The 16,761-nt window shown below is 72.9% G+C and carries 12 protein-coding genes; 5 read left to right on the top strand and 7 right to left on the bottom strand.

From position 1 onward, the window contains the following. Positions 1–25 precede the first annotated feature (25 nt). Both ACZ5WG_RS15300 and ACZ5WG_RS15305 read right to left on the bottom strand, forming a co-directional pair. Positions 26–928, bottom strand: a complete 903-nt coding sequence (locus tag ACZ5WG_RS15300; RefSeq protein ID WP_468723380.1) for a serine hydrolase domain-containing protein — start codon at positions 926–928, stop codon at positions 26–28. Between the two features lie 193 nt (positions 929–1,121). After that, positions 1,122–4,760, bottom strand: a complete 3,639-nt coding sequence (locus ACZ5WG_RS15305) for a S8 family serine peptidase (RefSeq protein WP_468723382.1) — start codon at positions 4,758–4,760, stop codon at positions 1,122–1,124. Positions 4,761–4,857: 97 nt separating this feature from the next. Here ACZ5WG_RS15305 and ACZ5WG_RS15310 point away from each other — a divergent pair, with 97 nt between their 5' ends. The 3 genes from ACZ5WG_RS15310 to ACZ5WG_RS15320 all read left to right on the top strand — a co-directional run bounded on the left by ACZ5WG_RS15310 (position 4,858) and on the right by ACZ5WG_RS15320 (position 8,747). Then, positions 4,858–6,363, top strand: a complete 1,506-nt coding sequence (locus ACZ5WG_RS15310) for an MFS transporter (RefSeq protein ID WP_468723384.1) — start codon at positions 4,858–4,860, stop codon at positions 6,361–6,363. A gap of 10 nt (positions 6,364–6,373) precedes the next feature. Then, entirely contained in the window at positions 6,374–7,000 is a 627-nt protein-coding gene (locus ACZ5WG_RS15315) for a DUF6629 family protein (protein ID WP_468723386.1), read from the top strand. 91 nt (positions 7,001–7,091) lie between these two features. Continuing rightward, on the top strand, positions 7,092–8,747 hold the full coding sequence (locus tag ACZ5WG_RS15320) for a GMC oxidoreductase (protein ID WP_468723388.1): 1,656 nt from the start codon (positions 7,092–7,094) through the stop codon (positions 8,745–8,747). A gap of 72 nt (positions 8,748–8,819) precedes the next feature. Here the strand turns inward: ACZ5WG_RS15320 and ACZ5WG_RS15325 are convergent, their stop codons facing one another. The 5 genes from ACZ5WG_RS15325 to ACZ5WG_RS15345 all read right to left on the bottom strand — a co-directional run bounded on the left by ACZ5WG_RS15325 (position 8,820) and on the right by ACZ5WG_RS15345 (position 12,850). After that, positions 8,820–9,299, bottom strand: a complete 480-nt coding sequence (locus ACZ5WG_RS15325; RefSeq protein WP_030296442.1) for a carboxymuconolactone decarboxylase family protein — start codon at positions 9,297–9,299, stop codon at positions 8,820–8,822. Then, complete coding sequence (locus ACZ5WG_RS15330) at positions 9,296–10,378, bottom strand: NAD(P)H-dependent amine dehydrogenase family protein (RefSeq protein WP_468723391.1); 1,083 nt, start codon at positions 10,376–10,378, stop codon at positions 9,296–9,298. The genes ACZ5WG_RS15325 and ACZ5WG_RS15330 overlap by 4 nt, the downstream gene beginning before the upstream one ends. A gap of 58 nt (positions 10,379–10,436) precedes the next feature. Then, positions 10,437–10,559, bottom strand: coding sequence for a DUF6126 family protein (locus tag ACZ5WG_RS15335; RefSeq protein WP_037635127.1), 123 nt, complete (start codon positions 10,557–10,559; stop codon positions 10,437–10,439). Between the two features lie 15 nt (positions 10,560–10,574). Next, on the bottom strand, positions 10,575–11,249 hold the full coding sequence (locus ACZ5WG_RS15340) for a helix-turn-helix domain-containing protein (protein WP_468723393.1): 675 nt from the start codon (positions 11,247–11,249) through the stop codon (positions 10,575–10,577). Positions 11,250–11,326: 77 nt separating this feature from the next. After that, positions 11,327–12,850, bottom strand: a complete 1,524-nt coding sequence (locus ACZ5WG_RS15345; RefSeq protein ID WP_468723394.1) for an ATP-dependent DNA ligase — start codon at positions 12,848–12,850, stop codon at positions 11,327–11,329. Positions 12,851–13,002: 152 nt separating this feature from the next. Here ACZ5WG_RS15345 and ACZ5WG_RS15350 point away from each other — a divergent pair, with 152 nt between their 5' ends. Beyond that, positions 13,003–15,747, top strand: coding sequence for an alpha/beta fold hydrolase (locus ACZ5WG_RS15350; RefSeq protein ID WP_468723396.1), 2,745 nt, complete (start codon positions 13,003–13,005; stop codon positions 15,745–15,747). Next, entirely contained in the window at positions 15,744–16,622 is an 879-nt protein-coding gene (locus tag ACZ5WG_RS15355) for an ABC transporter permease (RefSeq protein WP_362626414.1), read from the top strand. Before ACZ5WG_RS15350 ends, ACZ5WG_RS15355 begins: the two co-directional genes overlap by 4 nt. Positions 16,623–16,761 lie beyond the last annotated feature (139 nt).

Consider the following 16,761-nt stretch of genomic DNA (forward strand, 5'->3'; position numbering starts at 1 on the left):
CACCCCCTGTCATGTCGATGTCCGCTCAAGGACGGGGAGTTGGCGCGAACGCCGCGTCGCGGAAGGTCGTGCGGAGGGGGCCCGGGGGCTGGGTGGGGAGGAGGATCGCCCAGCGGCGGAGGCGGGGGGAGACCCAGACCGTCGGGGTTTCGCCGTACGACCAGGTGCCGTGCGGTGCCGGGTGCCAGAGGAGGCCCCGGGCGGGGGTCAGCTCGCCCGTCCGGATGCGGAGGGACTCGGTGATCCAGGCGCGGGTGACGGGGTGGTCCGCCGGAGAGAGGAGGTGGCTCAGGAAACGGACGACGTCGGCCAGGGGGGCGTGCAGGGTGCCGTCGGCGAAGCGGGTGCCGGTCATGCCGAGGGGGTGCCAGATGCGGCTGGCGGCGAGCTCGGCGAGGGGGCTGCCGGTGAGGTGCTCGGCGAGACGGGTGAGGCCGGAGCGGGCCGCGGGGCCGGTGGAGTGGCTGAGCAGGTGGTGTGCGGTGGTCCCGGCGGGGGCTTCGGTGCCGTACGCCGTGAGGGGGGTGTGCAGCCGCAGGGCCTCTTCCGCGACGAGGCTCCCGATCACGGGCCACAGGGCGAGCACGGGCATCAGCCCACCGACGTCGAGGGGCGGACCGTCACCGTCACCCGCCGATCCGGCGTGCAGCCCGTCCGGCCCTCCGACTGCCCACACCGCGTCGGGATCTGCGGACTCCAGCACGCCCCGGACCCGCCCGGCCACGTCGGCCGCACGGCCCGGGCCGGTCCGCTCGGCCCGGTCGGTGCCGGCCACACCGGCCACCCCGGCCACCCCGGTCGGTTCGACCACCCCGGCCCGGTCGACGGCATCGGGCGCGCGGGCACGGTCGGCTGCATGGGCCGCACGGGCCCGGTCGGCCACCTCGGTCACGTCGGCCGCATCGCCATGGTCGCTCTGGAGCGTCATGGTTCCCCACGCTAGCCACCGGCCGACCGCCCTCGCAGGCGCGTCGCCCCGAAGTCGGCGCGGATTCGCCCCGGGGCCACCCGAATGCCAGCCGCGGGCCACCCACCGGCCTGTGCCCCAGAGGGCCTGGCGGACGGACCGGAAGGGGGCGGGGCGCCCACGGCGTCCCGCCCCCCTGTTGCCCGCCGGCCCGCTAGGGCTGGGTCTTGTCCGGGCGGTCCGTCACCCGCAGGGAGTTCAGCAGCGGCTTGCCGTATCCCCCGTGCGCAACGAAGCGGACGTTGAGCACACCGTCCGTGACCGTGACCGTGTACGTGCGGGTCAGGGCCGTGTACGTGCCCGCCTCCAGCGCGATGTCCAGCGAGGGCAGCACCTGCGTGCCCTCGGCCATCACGTCGAAGACCCGCTTGTTCGGCTTCGTCGACGACAGCTCCGCGAAGCCGAGCTCCACGGTGTACGTGCCGTTCGGGACGTTGTCGAAGCGGTACTCGTACATGCCCTCACGGGCGTTGCGGAACAGCCTCTGATCGGCCGTACCGGCGATCGTGCGCCCGGTGGTGTGCGTCGAGGAGCTGCCCTGGTAGCCGTACGAGCCGGCCGTGTACTTGCGGTCCGGGGACCAGCTGTCCCCGAGCGTGTCCGTGGCTGCGGAATCGGAGCCTGCGTCCAGGGCCACCTGGTAGCGCGGGACCACGACCTTGACCGGGACGGTGAGGACCGGGCTGCGACCGCTCAGCGAGCTGATCCGCAGGTTCGCCGTGAGGACCGAGCCGGCGGCCAGACCCGTGGTGTCGACGGCCAGGTTCACGGTGGCCTTGCCGCCGATCGCCAGGTTCCCGGCGTCGGGGGTGGCCGTCAGCCAGGCCGCGTCCTCGGCCACGGTGAACTGCGAGTCGAGGGTGCCCGAGTTGGTGAGTTCGAGGGTGCGGGTGCGCTTCTGGCCCGCCGGGAGGACGAGCTCCAGGGAGGGCTGGGACGCGGTGACCCGCGCCGTGCGCAGCGACTCGTTCAGGGCGGTGACGCCGCCCTGTTCCACGGTGAGGGCGTTGGTCACCCCCGTGTACCAGTCGGCCAGGATCGTGACGGAGTTCTTGCCGGAGCGGGCCTGCAGGAGGTAGCCGCCGTCCGCCGCGGTGGTGGCCGTTACGGCTTCGGCGCCGATGCCGACGGTCACCGTGGCTCCCGCGACGCCCTTGCCGTCGTTCGCGTCGAGCACCCGGCCCGCGACCACGCCGCTCTTGGTGGTCTTGAAGGCGATGGCGAGCCCGTCGGTGATGACGGCCTGGTTGAAGGAGTACTTGAAGGCGTCGGTGCCCGTGGCGTTCTCCACGCCGACCGTGGCCGTGGAGCCGCCCTTGATGCCGGTGCCGCCCGTCCCCTTGTACGTGTAGACGACGGTGCCGTCCTCACTGATCGCCGCCGAGAAGGAGAACTTGTCGGTCTGGGCCGACCAGTGGGACACCTCGCGCCACTCGATCACGTACGTCCGGTGCGGGGCGGTGCCCGTGACGCCGGTGAAGACGCCCGAGCCGCTGCCGGCCGCGCCGACGACCAGGTCGTCCCAGAACGGGTACAGCGCCGCGTTGGGCGTGGCCGTGCTCGGGAGGTCCCCGTTGATGTCACCGGTGTTGTTGCCGCCGAAGCTGACCGTGCCGTTGGTCCCGATCCAGGCCTGGCCGTACGTCTTGCCGTACATCGGGACCGGGAACGGCAGGTCGACGCGCTCGGTGGTGTTGTCGCCGGTCAGCGCGAGCTGCCGGTCACCCGCCGTGTACGGGCGGCCGCCCGGGGTGGCGCAGCCGTAGCCGTAGCCGTCGGTGCGCTCGGGCAGCGTGAGCGCGACCGTCGTGTCGCCGGCGACGGTGGTCTGGGCGCTGCCGCCGGTGACGCAGCGGGAGGAGTGCGCGGCCCGTACCTCGTACGTGCCGTGCGGCAGGGTGACCTCGAAGCGGCCCTGCTCGTCGGCGGTCGCGGTCACCGGGGTGTCCGTGACGTTGACGGTGGCGCCGGCGGCGGGTCCGGCGGCCGAGGTGACGGTGCCGGTGAGCTTGCCGGAGGGGGCCTGGGTGAGGGTGAAGTCGCCGGTGGCGGTGGCGTTCTCGGTCACCGTCGCCGTGGCGGTCTCCTGGCCGTAGCCGAATTTGGCGGCCGTCAGCGTGTAGGCGCCGACCGACAGGGAGCGGAAGGTGTAGGTGCCGTCGGCCGCGGTGGTCGTCGTACGGCCGATCGGTCCGGTGGCGGTGACCTTGACGCCCGCGACCGGCTGGCCGGCGGAGCGGACGGTGCCGGAGACGGCGCCGATGGCGCCGCGCGGGGCTCCCGAGACGGCGGCGAGGGCGTCGAGCTTGCCCTCGCCGAAGACGTTGTTGTCCGCGGCGTTGCCGCCGCACTGGCCGTTGTCGGTGTCCTGGGCGGTGCCGTTCAGCAGCTGCTCGGTCTGCGCGATGTCGCCCTCGAGGGCGGGTGCGGCGGACCAGAGCAGGGCCACGGTGGCCGCGGTGTGCGGTGAGGCCATGGAGGTGCCGGAGAAGGCCTCGTACCCGCCGCCGGGGACGGAGGAGCGGACGTTCACGCCGGGAGCGGCGATGTTCGGCTTGACGATGCCGCCGGGGCCCGCACCGCGCGAGGAGAACGGCGCGATCGCGCCGTTGATGTCGAAGGCGCCGGAGCTGTAGGAGCTCGCGTAGTCGCCGGGCGATCCGCTGGTGGCGCAGCCGGGGCCGGAGTTCCCGTTGGAGAAGGCGGGGAAGATCCCGGCGGCGCGCCAGGCGTCGACGATCTGCTGGTACCAGTCGTCGTGCGTGGCGCTGCCCCAGGAGTTGTTGACGATGTGCGGGGCGAGGTCGGGGCGCGGGTTCTGGCCGTTCAGGTCGGTCGGGGCGACGATCCACTGGCCGGCGGCGAGGAGGGAGGCCTCGGAGCAGGAGTTGGTCTCGCAGCCCTTCGCGGCGATCCATTTGGCGCCGGGGGCCACGCCGGTCTTGTTGGCGCCGCCGTCGTCGCCGACCATCGTGCCCATGGTGTGGGTGCCGTGGTCGTTGTTGTCGCAGGGGGCCGCGGTGGGGCAGACGCCGGCCGGATCGAACCAGTTGTAGTTGTGGTCGTACGACCCGTCGGCGTTCTTGCCGCGGTACTGGCCGTTCACGGCCGGGTGCGTGTAGTCGACGCCGCTGTCGATGTTGGCGACGACGATGCCCTCGCCGCGCACGCCGAGCTGGTCCCAGACCTGCGGGGCCTTGATGCGGTCGACGTTCCACTCGACGGCGTCGGCGGCGGCCTTCTCCCGCTTGCCCTCGGCGGGCTTGGGGAGGGTGACCTTGTCGTCGGCGTCGATGCGGGAGACCTCGGGGCGCTGCGCGAGGGTCCCGGCGAGTTTCTGGCTGCCGACGACGCGGACGGCGTTCACGATCCAGTACGAGGTGTACTCGGCCTTGGCGCCGTCCAGGGCCTTGATCACCTCGGCCTGGCTGCGCGCGGCGTGCTGCTGTTTGGCGTGCAGAACCGTTTCCGCCTTGGCGGCCCGGGTCTTCTGTTTGCCTGCCGCCGTGAGGTCGGCGGCGCTGTCCAGGTAGACCCAGAAAGCGGCTTTGGCGGAGTCGTCGAGCTGGGCACGGAGCTTCGGCTCGATCTTGCGCTCGGCGGCTCCGGGGGTGGGCCCGGGTTCCGGTGCGGCTGCTGCCACGCCCGCGCCGATGGGTAACAGCAGGGCTGCGGTGAGAGCGGCGAGCGCCGCGCGTAAGGATCGTCGCCTGTTGCGTTGGGCCACGTGTGGTCCTCCTCGGACGCCGTGTGCAGGTTGTGCGGGAAGGGCGTGCGTGACGTGCGCGGTCATGGTGAAGGAGGGGTCATGCTCATTACAAGAGGGCCTAATGAGCCGTATGCTGCGCGCCTGGGTGGCCCTTCCGGGCCGGGCGGGCCAGCCTGAAGACATGACCGATCCAGCTCCGGGGGCGGCAGAGAGCGTTCCGGCCGGGCCCGGTGTGCCGCTCGCGTCCGCCCGGGGCCGGTGGATCGTGCTGACCACCGTGCTCGGGTCGACCATGGCCCTGCTCGACTCGACCGTCGTCAACGTCGCCCTCCCCACCATCGGGGTGGACCTCGACGCCGACATGGCCGTGCTCCAGTGGACCGCCAACGCCTACATGCTCACCCTGGCCGGACTGATCCTGGTCGGCGGAGCGCTCGGGGACCGCTTCGGGCGGCGCCGGATCTTCGTCCTCGGGGTGGTGTGGTTCGCAGGTGCCTCGCTGCTGTGCGGGATCGCGCCGAACGCGGGGGTCCTGATCGCCGCGCGGGCCCTTCAGGGTGTCGGCGGCGCACTGCTGACCCCCGGTTCGCTCGCGCTGATCCAGGGCTCGATCGCCGCCGGGGACCGGGCCCGGGCCGTCGGGCTGTGGTCGGGGTTCGGCGGGGTGGGCGCGGCCGTGGGGCCGTTCCTCGGCGGCTGGCTGGTGGACGGGCCCGGCTGGCGCTGGGTGTTCCTGCTGAACGTGCCGGTGGCAGCGGTGTGCGTGCCGATCGCCCTGCGGCACGTACCGGAATCGCGTGACCCGCACGCGCACGGGCGGTTCGACGTGCTCGGCGCCGCCCTGGGGGCCGCGGCCCTCGCCCTGGTGACGTACGCGCTGATCGAGGCCCGTTCCGGGTCCCCGCTGGTGATCGCCTCGGCCGTCGGGGGCGTGCTGCTGTCCGCCGTGTTCGTCCACGTCGAGCGGCACCGGGCCGATCCGATGCTGCCGCCCGACATCTTCGCCTCCCGGCAGTTCACCGCCGTCAACGTGGTCACCCTGTTCGTGTACGCGGCCTTCAGCGGGTTCTTCTTCCTCGTCGTGCTCCAGCTCCAGGTGGTCTCCGGCTACTCGGCGCTCGGCGCGGGGGCGGCGCTGCTGCCGACGACCGCGCTGATGCTGCTGCTCTCGGCCCGGTCGGGGGCGCTCGGAGAGAGGATCGGGCCGCGGATCCCGCTCACGGTGGGGCCGCTGCTGTGCGCGGCCGCACTGCTGCTGATGCTGCGGGTGGGGCCGGACGCCTCGTACGTACGGGACGTGCTGCCGGCCCTGATCGTGATGGGCATGGGCATGGTGGCCCTGGTGGCTCCGCTGACGGCGACCGTGCTGTCCTCGGTGGACCCCGGCCGGGCGGGCCTGGCCAGCGGCATCAACAACGCGGCCGCCCGGGCGGCCGGACTGCTGGCGGTGGCGGCGCTGCCGCTGCTGGCCGGCATGGGGCCGGACGCGTACCGCTCGGCGTCCGAGTTCGACGCCGCGTTCGGGCGGGCCATGCTGTGGTGCGCGGGGCTGCTGGTGGCGGGCGCCGCCGTGGCCTGGGCCACCGTACGCAAGCCCGTACCGGGAGCGGGGTGCCACCCGGAGTGCCACACCTTCTGCGCGACGACCTCCCCGCCGCTCGAACCCCCGAGGACGGCGAAGCCCTGACCGGCGCGCCATGTGCTGGAACGCCACGGCCGATCTGACGGCGGGTGCGGTCGTCACCGCCGTCGGGATCGTGTGCGTGGCGCGCGTACGGCGGGCCCGCGATCTGCCCGTCGCCGCTCTGCCGTTGCTGCTGGGCCTCCACCAGCTGGCGGAGGCCGCGGTGTGGCACGCGGGCGGTGGCTGCGGTCCGGCCACCACGGCCTGGGTGGTGGTCGCCCTCCCGGTGCTGCCGGTGTGGGTGCCGCTCGGGGTGCTGCTCGCGGCCGCTCCGGCGGCCCGCCGCCGCCTGTGGGGGCCGGCCGTCGCCGGTCTCGCCACCGCCGCGGTGCTCTCGTACTGCCTCGCGACCCGGACGGCGACCGCCGAGATCCGGGGGCACACCCTCGGCTACGGCGTGAATGTTCCGTGGATGCCGCTCGTCCTCGCGGGCTACCTGTTCGCCACGCTGGGCGCCCTGCTGCTGTCGGGCGACCGGCGGCTGCGGCTCCTCGGTGCGGTGCTCGGCGCCGGGGCACTGGCCTGCTCAGCGCTGTGGCGGCTGGAATTCGCCTCCACCTGGTGCGCCTTCGCGGCGGTCGCGTCCCTGCTGGTCCTGGGGTGGGTACGGCGCCCCCGGCCCGGCGCCCCTGTGACATGACAGGCCGAAAGTTACCTAGACGTATGTAGTGACTTCCCATGCGACCGGCAGTAGAACTCGTTCCCATTCCACCAAGAGTGAGGAACGTCACATGGGTGACAAAGCCCTGCACAAATCCGGCTCCAAGGGGATCTCGCGTCGTGGATTCATAGCAAGAACAAGTTCCATTCTCGGGGCGGCGGCCCTGGCCGGTCAGATCACCCAGGCCCACGCGCGGACCGTCGCCTCAGTGGCAGCGGCCGGCGGCCCCGTCGACGACGGCGCGCACGTACCGGCCCTGGTGATCGGCACCGGCTACGGAGGGTCCGTCGCCGCCCTGCGACTCGCCCAGGCCGGCGTCGACGTCCACATGATCGAGATGGGCATGGCCTGGGACACCCCCGGCCCGGACGGCAAGATCTTCTGCAACACGACCAGCCCGGACCAGCGCTCCTACTGGCTTCGGACCAAGACCAAGCAGCCCCTGAGCAACTTCCTCGGCTTCCCGATCGACAAGGACATCCCCCGCTACACCGGAATCCTGGACGCCGAGGAGATGGGCGGCATCATCGTCTACCAGGGCCGCGGAGTCGGCGGCGGTTCGCTGGTCAACGGCGGTATGGCGGTCACGCCGAAGCGAGCGAACTTCGCCGCCGTCCTCCCGTCGGTGAACGCCGACGAGATGTACACCACCTACTACCCGCGGGCCAACGCCGGGCTCGGGGTCGGCCTGGTCGACCCGGCCTGGTTCGACACCGTCGACTGCTACCAGTTCGCCCGCGTCGGCCGCAAACACGCCCAGCGCTCCGGCTTCCCGTTCGTCTTCGTCCCGGACGTCTACGACTGGGACTACATGAAACAGGAGGCCGCCGGTACCGCCCCCAAGTCCGCGGTCGCCGGGGAGATCCTCTACGGCAACAACTACGGCAAGAAATCGCTCCAGAAGACCTATCTCGCACAGGCCAGAGCCACCGGCAAGGTCACCATCTCCCCGCTGCACAAGGTCACTTCCGTCTCCCCCGCGGCCGGCGGCGGCTACACCGTCGCCATCGACCAGATCAACACCAGCGGCGCCACCACCGCCACCAAGACGGTGGTCGCCGACAAGGTGTTCTTCGCGGCCGGCAGCGTCGGCACCAGCAAACTGCTCGTGAAGCTCAAGGCCACCGGCGCGCTGCCCGCGCTGAACGGCGAGATCGGCAAGGGCTGGGGCGACAACGGCAACGTCATGTGCGGGCGGGCCAACCACCTGTGGGACCCGACCGGCAAGGTCCAGGCGTCCATCCCCTGCGGCGGCATCGACAACTGGGACGCGGGCGGGGCGTTCGCCGAGGTGGCGCCGCTGCCGACCGGGATCGAGACGTACGCCTCCTTCTACCTGTCGATCACCAAGAACCCGCACCGCGCCGAGTTCACCTACAACGCGTCCTCGGGCGCGGTCGAGCTGAACTGGCAGACGGCGTGGAAGCAGCCGTCCATCGACATGGCCAAGACCATCTTCGACAAGATCAACTCCAAGGAGGGGACGATCTACCGGACGGACCTGTTCGGCACCAACAAGATCTGGGGCGACCACCTCACCTACCACCCGCTCGGCGGCGCGGTCCTGGACAAGGCCACCGACAACTACGGCCGCCTGCACGGCTACACCGGCCTGTACGTGATCGACGGCGCGCTGATCCCCGGCAACACCAGCGTCAACCCGTTCGTCACCATCACGGCGCTCGCCGAGCGCAACATCGAGAAGATCATCGCCACCGACCTGTAGGCGATCCGTACGCAGACCCGGGGCCGTCGGAGGTACCGACCGGCCCCGGACCCATGGCCCTCGCAGCCTGCGTCAGTGGCCCGGCAGTACGCACACGCTGTCGAGGCCGAGCACGTGGTTGAGCCGGCCGAAGGCCAGCCAGGACCCGATGCTCATCGTCAGCTCCACGATCTCGAGCTGGCTGTAGTGCGCGGTCATCCGCTCCCAGAACTCCTCGTCGAGGTTGTGGTGGTCGAGCGTGTACCGCTCCGCGTACTCGGCGGCCAGCCGCGTGCGTTCGTCGAAGCGGTCCGTGGTGCGCCACTCGGTGACGGCGTCGGAGAACTCCTCCTCGACCTTCTCCCCGTCCCGCTCGGTCCGCCAGTCCAGGCAGAACACGCACCCGTTGATCTGCGCGACGCGCAGCCGCGCGGCCTCGAACTCGCGCAGCCCCAGGGTGGTGTGGGCGTACACGGACAGGGAGAAGTTCGCGGCGGCCATCCCGATCCCGGGGACCATGTCGCCCCACACGTACTCGATCGGGTGCTGGCCCTCGGGTATGTCGATCCTCATGGCTTCTTCCTTCCGAGCTTGCCGATGGCGGGGCGCAGGGGGATGTCGAGGGCGTCGTAGAGGCCCGGTTCGGCCTCCACGAGCCAGTCGATGGCGCCGACCAGACGGCCGACGGCGGTGGCGTTGCCGCCTGCCGAGCGGTTCTCGCCCTCGTCGGTGGCCTCGATGGTGACCTCGATGTGCGGGCGGCCCTCGATGATCACCCGGTGGGCGCCGTCGCCGCCGTCGGGCGGCGTGGGCCAGTCGGGGGCGCAGGAGGCGTGGATGCGGGTGACGTGCTCGATGACGATGCGGGGTTCGTCCTCGACGATGCCCTGCACTTCGAAGCGGATGGCGCCCTGGGTGCCGGCTTCGAACTCGCCCATGGTGCGGGTGGTCACGGTGGTGTCGAGGGCTCGGCGGTCCACGGTCTCGCGGATCTCGTCGAGTTCGACGCCCAGGGCCCGGGCCATCATGCGGATCTGCCCGCCCCACACCATGGTCGGGACGGACGGCATCAGCATCATCGGCTCGAAGTCCATGGGCTGTCCCATGCCGACGAGGTAGCGGACGGAGTCCGGCTGGTCGTAGGTGGAGTAGTCGAATATCTCCTGGCAGCGGATGGCGTCGATGGTGCTGCCGAGTCCGCTGAGCAGGAGCGGGAGTACGTCGTTGCCCCAGCCGGGGTCCACGCCGGAGGCGAACAGCGAGCCGCCGCCCTCCGCGACGGCGGCGGCCACCGGATCGCGGAACTCGGGCGGGGCGTTGCGGTGGTCGTAGAGCGGGTAGAGGGCGGGGCTGACGACGACCGCGCCGGCCCGGACGGCCCGGGTGATGTCGGCGAGGGCGTCGTCGGGGCGGGTGTCGCCGGAGGCCGCGTAGACGACGGCCTGCGGCCCGGTGGCGAGGACCGCCTCGATGTCGTCGGTGGCCAGGACCCCGGTGTCGTGGCCGAGTTCGCCGAGCCGGCCCGCGTCGCGGCCGATTTTGTCGGGATGGTGGACGATGACGGCGGCCAGTTTCAGCGCCGGATGGGCCTCTACGGCACGGATGGCCAAACGGCCGACGTTGCCGGTACCCCAGACAACCGTGGAAATCATGCGCGGAGGGTAGCGACAGGACCTGCACGTTTCCAGAGTCGCGGGCCCCGGCCTTCGGTTACTGGTTCTGGCCGCCCAGGACGAAGAGGAGGTAGACGAAGAAGGCGAAGAGGTGGCCGACGAACAAGTAGGCGATCAGCCGAATCACCAGGCCGCGCGGGAACTTGGACTGGATGTTCATGGTGGGGCTCCTGGGCTAGGGGGTGTGGTGGAGGGCGCCGGAGGCACCGCCGCCGCCGAGACACAGCCCGGCGAGGCTGCTCTGCAGCAGGGTGTGGACGAACAGCAGGTCGGCTCCGCCCGCGGTGGCCGCGCCGATCCGGTGCGGGGTCAGCGAGTCGAAGTGCGCGCTGTCCCCCGGCTCCAGCAGGTACTCGGCCTCGGCCAGGTGCAGCCGCAGCCGTCCCTTGAGGACGTACAGCCATTCCTCGCCGGGGTGGACGCGGACCAGCTCGCCCTGGCTGCGGCCGTGGGGGACGTGCACGCGCAGCGCCTGCATCCCGCGGCCGGAGCCCCCGGCCTGCCAGTACGTCCACCCGTCGGCCTCGCGGGCGCCCGGACCGCCCGCCCGTACGATGGGATCGGCGACGGCGGGGGTCTCGCCGAGCAGTTCCGAGACCGTCGTACCGTAGGTGCGGGCGAGTCCGAGCAGCAGCGGCAGCGAGGGCTGGCGCCGCCCGGTCTCCAGCCGGGACAGGTGCGCGGGCGAGAGCCGGGCCCGCGCGGCGGCGGCCTCCAGGGTGAGCCCGGCGCGGCGCCGCAGCTCACGCAGCTGCGGAGCCACGGAGGGCAGCTCGTCGGCGCCGGCGCCGACGTCGGGGCCGACCGGCTCGTCGGGACCTTCGGGGCCGGGGGCAGGACCGGATGTCATACCCCGATTCAGCCAGAATCCTGCCTGCCTGGCAATTTCCCTTGCCTCTGAGGCAAAACCCGTCGAGGTCGTCCCCGTCATCCGCCGCCGAGCACCGTCTCCACCGTGTCCGCCTGCTCCGCGTCCTTGTCCGGGCGGTGCCGCAGGACCCGCGCGAAGCGCAGGGCGACCCCGGCCGGGTAGCGCGGGGAGCGCTGGAGGCCGTCGTACGCGATCTCCACGACCAGTTCGGGCCGTACCCGCACGGTGAAGCCGTCGTCGTCCACCGCCAGCTCCCGCAGCCGGTCGGTCTGCCAGCGCAGCATCTCGTCGGTGAGCCCCTTGAAGGTCTTGCCGAGCATGGCGTACGTGCCGTCGGCGGCCCGGGCCCCGAGGTGCAGGTTCGACAGCAGTCCGGTGCGCCGGCCGTGCCCCCATTCGACGGCGAGCACCACGAGGTCGAGGGTGTGCACCGGTTTCACCTTGAGCCAGTGTTTGCCGCGCCGGCCGGCCGCGTAGGCCGAGTCGAGGGCCTTGACCATGACCCCCTCGTGGCCGCGGCGCAGGGTCTCGGCCCAGAACTCCTCGGCGGCATCCTGATCCTGCGGGTCCTCGACGACGAGCCGGCGGACCCGGGAGTCCTCCGGCACGAGGGCGGCGAGCGCCGCGTACCGCTCGCGCACCGGGAGGTCGAGGAGTACCTCGTCCCCCGCCGCCAGGACGTCGAAGAAGTACGGGACGACGGGCAGCGTCCGCCGCGCGGTCTCGACGTCGACCCGCGATCCGACCCGGCTCGCGACCTCCTGGAAGGGCACCGGCCGGCCGTCCGGCGTCTGCCCGATCACCTCGCCGTCGAGGATGAACCGCTCCCCCGGCAGCGCCCGCGCCCGCTGCGCCACCTCTGGAAGCCGGTCGGTGATCTCGTCCAGGGAGCGCGTGTACACCCGTACGTCGTCCCCGTCGCGGTGTACCTGCACCCGGATCCCGTCGAGCTTCTCCTCCACCGCGCAGGGTCCGAGCGCGGCCAGGGCCTCGGCCACCGACTTGGCGGTGTTCGCCAGCATCGGCTGTACGGGCTGCCCGACGCGCAGGGTGACCTCGCGCAGGGCCGCCGCACCGTCGGCCAGCGCCGCCGCGGCGACCCGGGGCAGCGAGCCGTCGAGCATCACGGCCCGGCGCAGCTCGGCGGGCGGCACCGCGGCAGCCGCGGCCACCCCTTCCAGCGCGACCGCGTCGAGGGCGCCCTGGCGGACCTCGCCGGAGAGCAGACTGCGCAGGAAACGCTGCTCGGGCCCGGTGGCCGCACCGAGCAGGGCCTCGAGGATCCGGCGCCGCTCGGCCTGCGAGCCCGCGCCCGCCACGCCGGCGAGCTCCGTCACCGCCGCGTCGACGGCGGTGACGGTCAGGGTGGGCTCGGCGGCGGGTCCGACCTCCCGGCCGAGCGCGCGCCAGCCGATCCCGGGCCGGCCCTGCGGGAGCCGTCCGGCAAGGTACGAGACGACCAGGCCTGCCTCCTCCGGGGGCGCCGCGGCGAAGAGCTCCGCGAGCAGGGCGGTCTTCCGGGACCGGGCGGAGGTCTCGGCGACCTCCCGGGACACGCGCGCGACCTCGGCGAGCAGCATGCCGTCATCCTCCCGCCGCTCGGCGTACCGCGCAGGTCGGGTCCGGGTACCGCAGGTGCGGTATGCCGGGCTGCCCGTGTACTCCTCGAGGAGGTGGGCGGTTCCGCCTGGGGGCGCTCAGCGCTCGACGGCCCGGCGTCTAGGGTTTCCGTATGAAGCTCCGATCGCCGAAGCTCCGGCTGCCCCGGCGCCGCCGAAGCCGCCTGCTCGCGGGCGCCGCCGCGCTCGCCGTCGTCGCGGGGGCCGGTACGTGGACCGCCGCCGCGTCCGGCGGGGCGCCCCCCGTGCACCGCCAGGACCGGACGGTGGAGATGCCCGGCGCCGGGATCGACACCTCGTACTTCACGGCCGGCGGCGGGGGCAAGCGCCCCGCCGTGCTCCTCGGGCACGGTTTCGGCGGTAGCAAGGACGATGTCCGCGCGCAGGCCGAGAAGCTGGCCCGGGACGGGTACGCCGTCCTGACCTGGTCGGCCCGCGGCTTCGGCCGCTCCGGCGGGCAGATCGGACTGAACGACCCCGAGCACGAGGTCAAGGACGTGTCGCGGCTCGTCGACTGGCTCGCGCAGCAGCCCGAGGTGCGGCTCGACGGGGACGGCGATCCGCGCGTCGGCGTCGCCGGGGCCTCCTACGGCGGGGCGATCTCGCTGCTCGCCGCCGGATACGACCGGCGGATCGACGCGATCGCCCCGCAGATCACGTACTGGAACCTCGCGGACTCCCTCTTCCCGCAGGGCGTGTTCAAGAAGCTGTGGGCGGGGCTGTTCTTCACCACCGGTTCGGCCGACGGGATGCAGCCCGGGGCACTGCCGACGGCCGGCCCCGGCGCGGCGGGTGCCCCCGCCCCCGGCTCCTCGGGGGCTGCCACCGCCTGCGGGCGGTTCCAGCCCGAGCTGTGCGCCATGTACGAGCGGGTCGCGGTGGCCGGGAAGCCCGACGCCGAGGCCCGCGCCCTGCTGGACCGGCGCAGCCCGTCGGCCGTCGGCGACCGGATCAAGGTGCCGACCCTGATCGTGCAGGGCCAGGAGGACTCCCTCTTCCCGCTGGACCAGGCCGACGCCATGGCGAAGGCGATCGCGGCGAACGGTGCGCCCGTCTCCGTGGACTGGGCGGCCGGCGGGCACGACGGCGGCATGCGCGAGTCCGGCCGGGTCGAGGCCCGGGTGGCCGCCTGGTTCGACCGCTACCTGAAGGACGACCGCGGCGCGGACACCGGCCCGGTCTTCCGCGTCTCGCGCTCCGGCGGCATCGACTCCACCGACGGGGCGGTCCGGTTGCGCGGCGCGAGCGGCGAGCGCTACCCGGGGCTGACGCCCGGTCAACGGGAGTTCGCCCTGAGCGGCCGGGAGCAGAGCTTCGCCAATCCGGCGGGCGGCGCCCCGCCCGCGCTGTCCTCCCTGCCGGGGATCGGCGGGCAGCTCGCCGCGTTCGGGGCCGGGCTCTCGCTGGACTTCCCCGGGCAGAACGCCCGGTTCGAGTCGGAGCCGCTGGCCGAGGAGGTACGGATCACCGGGACGCCGACCGTCACCCTGAACGTGAGGTCGACGGCTGAGGACGGTTCGGCCGTCCTGTTCGGCAAGCTGTACGACGTCGGGCCCGACGGGCGCCAGGCGGTGCTGCCGAGCCAGCTGGTCGCCCCCGTGCGGGTGGAGAACGCGCAGCAGGGCTCGACGGTGGAGCTGCGGCTCCCCGCCGTCGACCACGCCGTGGAGGCCGGGCACCGGATGCGGCTCGTCGTCGCCGCCACCGACCTCGGCTACGCTTCCCCGGCCGCGCCGGCCACCTATACGGTCGCGGCGCAGCGCGCCCTGGCCGTTCCGGTGGCCGACGGGGTACGGACCGCCTCGGCGGGGCTGCCCGCGTGGACCTGGGGGCTGCCGCTGGGTGCTGCGCTGCTGGCTGCGGCGCTGCTGGGGATCCGGAGGACCGGCCGGGAGGGTGCGGGGGCGCGGGCCGGGGGACCGCAGCCCGACCCCGCGCTGGCCGGCGTACCCCTTGAAATCACCGGTCTGACGAAGCGGTACGCGAAGGCACAGGACCGGTACGCAGTGCGGGACCTGTCGTTCCGGGTGGAGAAGGGGCAGGTCCTGGGCCTGCTCGGGCCCAACGGCGCCGGAAAGACCACCACGCTGCGGATGCTGATGGGTCTGATCTCGCCGGACGCCGGGGAGATCCGGGTGTTCGGGCACGCGGTACGGGCCGGGGCTCCGGTGCTGTCGCGGGTCGGGGCGTTCGTCGAGGGTGCCGGATTCCTGCCGCACCTGTCGGGGCGGGCCAACCTGGAGCTGTACTGGCAGGCCACCGGCCGCCCGGCGGAGGACGCGCACATGGCGGAGGCCCTGGAGATCGCCGGCCTGGGCGATGCACTGGAGCGCGCGGTGCGCACGTACTCACAGGGCATGCGGCAGCGGCTCGCGATCGCGCAGGCCATGCTCGGAATGCCGGACCTGCTGATCCTCGACGAGCCGACGAACGGTCTGGACCCGCCGCAGATCCGGGAGATGCGGGACGTGATGATCCGGTACGCGGCGGGCGGGCGGACGGTCATCGTCTCCAGCCATCTGCTGTCGGAGGTCGAGCAGTCCTGCACCCACCTGGTGGTCATGGACCGCGGACGGCTCGTACAGGCGGGCGAGGTCGCGGAGATCACCGGCGGCGGGGACGTGCTGCTCGTGACGCTGGCCGAGCCGGTGGACGAAGTGGTCGTGGGGAAGGTGGCCGCGCTGGAGGGAGTGGGTTCCGTGGCGGCGGCCGACGACGGGCTGCTGGTTCGGCTGGAGGGAGCGACGGCCGCCGGGCTGATCGCCGAGCTGGTACGGCTGGAGGTGCCGGTGTCCGCAGTGGGGCCGCACCGCCGGCTCGAGGACGCGTTCCTCACCCTGATCGGAGGTGCGGCGTGAGCGCCGTGACGGAGACCGTGACAGAGGTGGCCCCCGGCTACCGGGCGAGCCGTACGCTGCCGCTGCGCGTGGAGGCGCTGCGCCAGTGGCGACGGCGGCGGACGCTGGTGATGGCCGGGGTACTGGCCGCGCTCCCCTTCGTCATGATCATCGCGTTCGCGGTGGGCGGCGGACAGGACGGCGGCCGGGGCGGCGGGGACGGCCGGATCACGCTCATCGACACGGCGACGGCCTCGGGGGCGAACTTCGCGGCCACCTGCCTGTTCGTGTCGGCCGGCTTCCTGCTGGTGGTGCCGGTGGCGCTGTTCTGCGGGGACACGGTGGCCTCGGAGGCCAGCTGGTCCTCGCTGCGCTACCTGCTGGCCTCGCCGGTGCCGAGGGCCCGGCTGCTGTGGAGCAAGCTGGTGGTGGCGCTGGGCTTCAGCCTGGCGGCGATGGTGCTGCTGCCGGTGGTGGCGCTGGCGGCGGGCACGGCCGCGTACGGGTGGGGACCGCTGAAGCTGCCCACGGGCGGCTCGTTGGCGGCCGCGGACACCGTGCCGCGCCTGGCCCTGGTGGTGGCGTTCGTCTTCGTGTCGCAGCTGGTCACGGCCGGACTGGCGTTCTGGCTGTCGACGCGGACGGACGCGCCGCTGGGCGCCGTGGGCGGGGCGGTCGGCCTGACGATCGTCGGCAACGTGCTGGACGCGGTGACCGCGCTCGGATCGTGGCGGGAGTTCCTGCCCGCGCACTGGCAGTTCGCTTGGGCGGACGCGCTGCAGCCGCAGCTGGAGTGGGGCGGGATGATCAAGGGAACGGCGGTGTCGGTGGCGTACGCGCTGGTGCTGTTCGCGCTCGCGTTCCGCGGGTTCGCCCGGAAGGACATCGTGTCCTGAGCCGTCGCCCCGTGTGTGGGCCGTCCGTGGCATTGGGGTGCGCGCCCGCGTGCGCCTGCCGTCCGGGCGCCCCCGGCGCGCTGAACAATCGCGGTCGTCACGACGTACGGACGCGACTGCGCGGCACCGAGGGGTACGA

The sequence above is a fragment of the Streptomyces sp. NPDC032745 genome, from assembly GCF_055579465.1.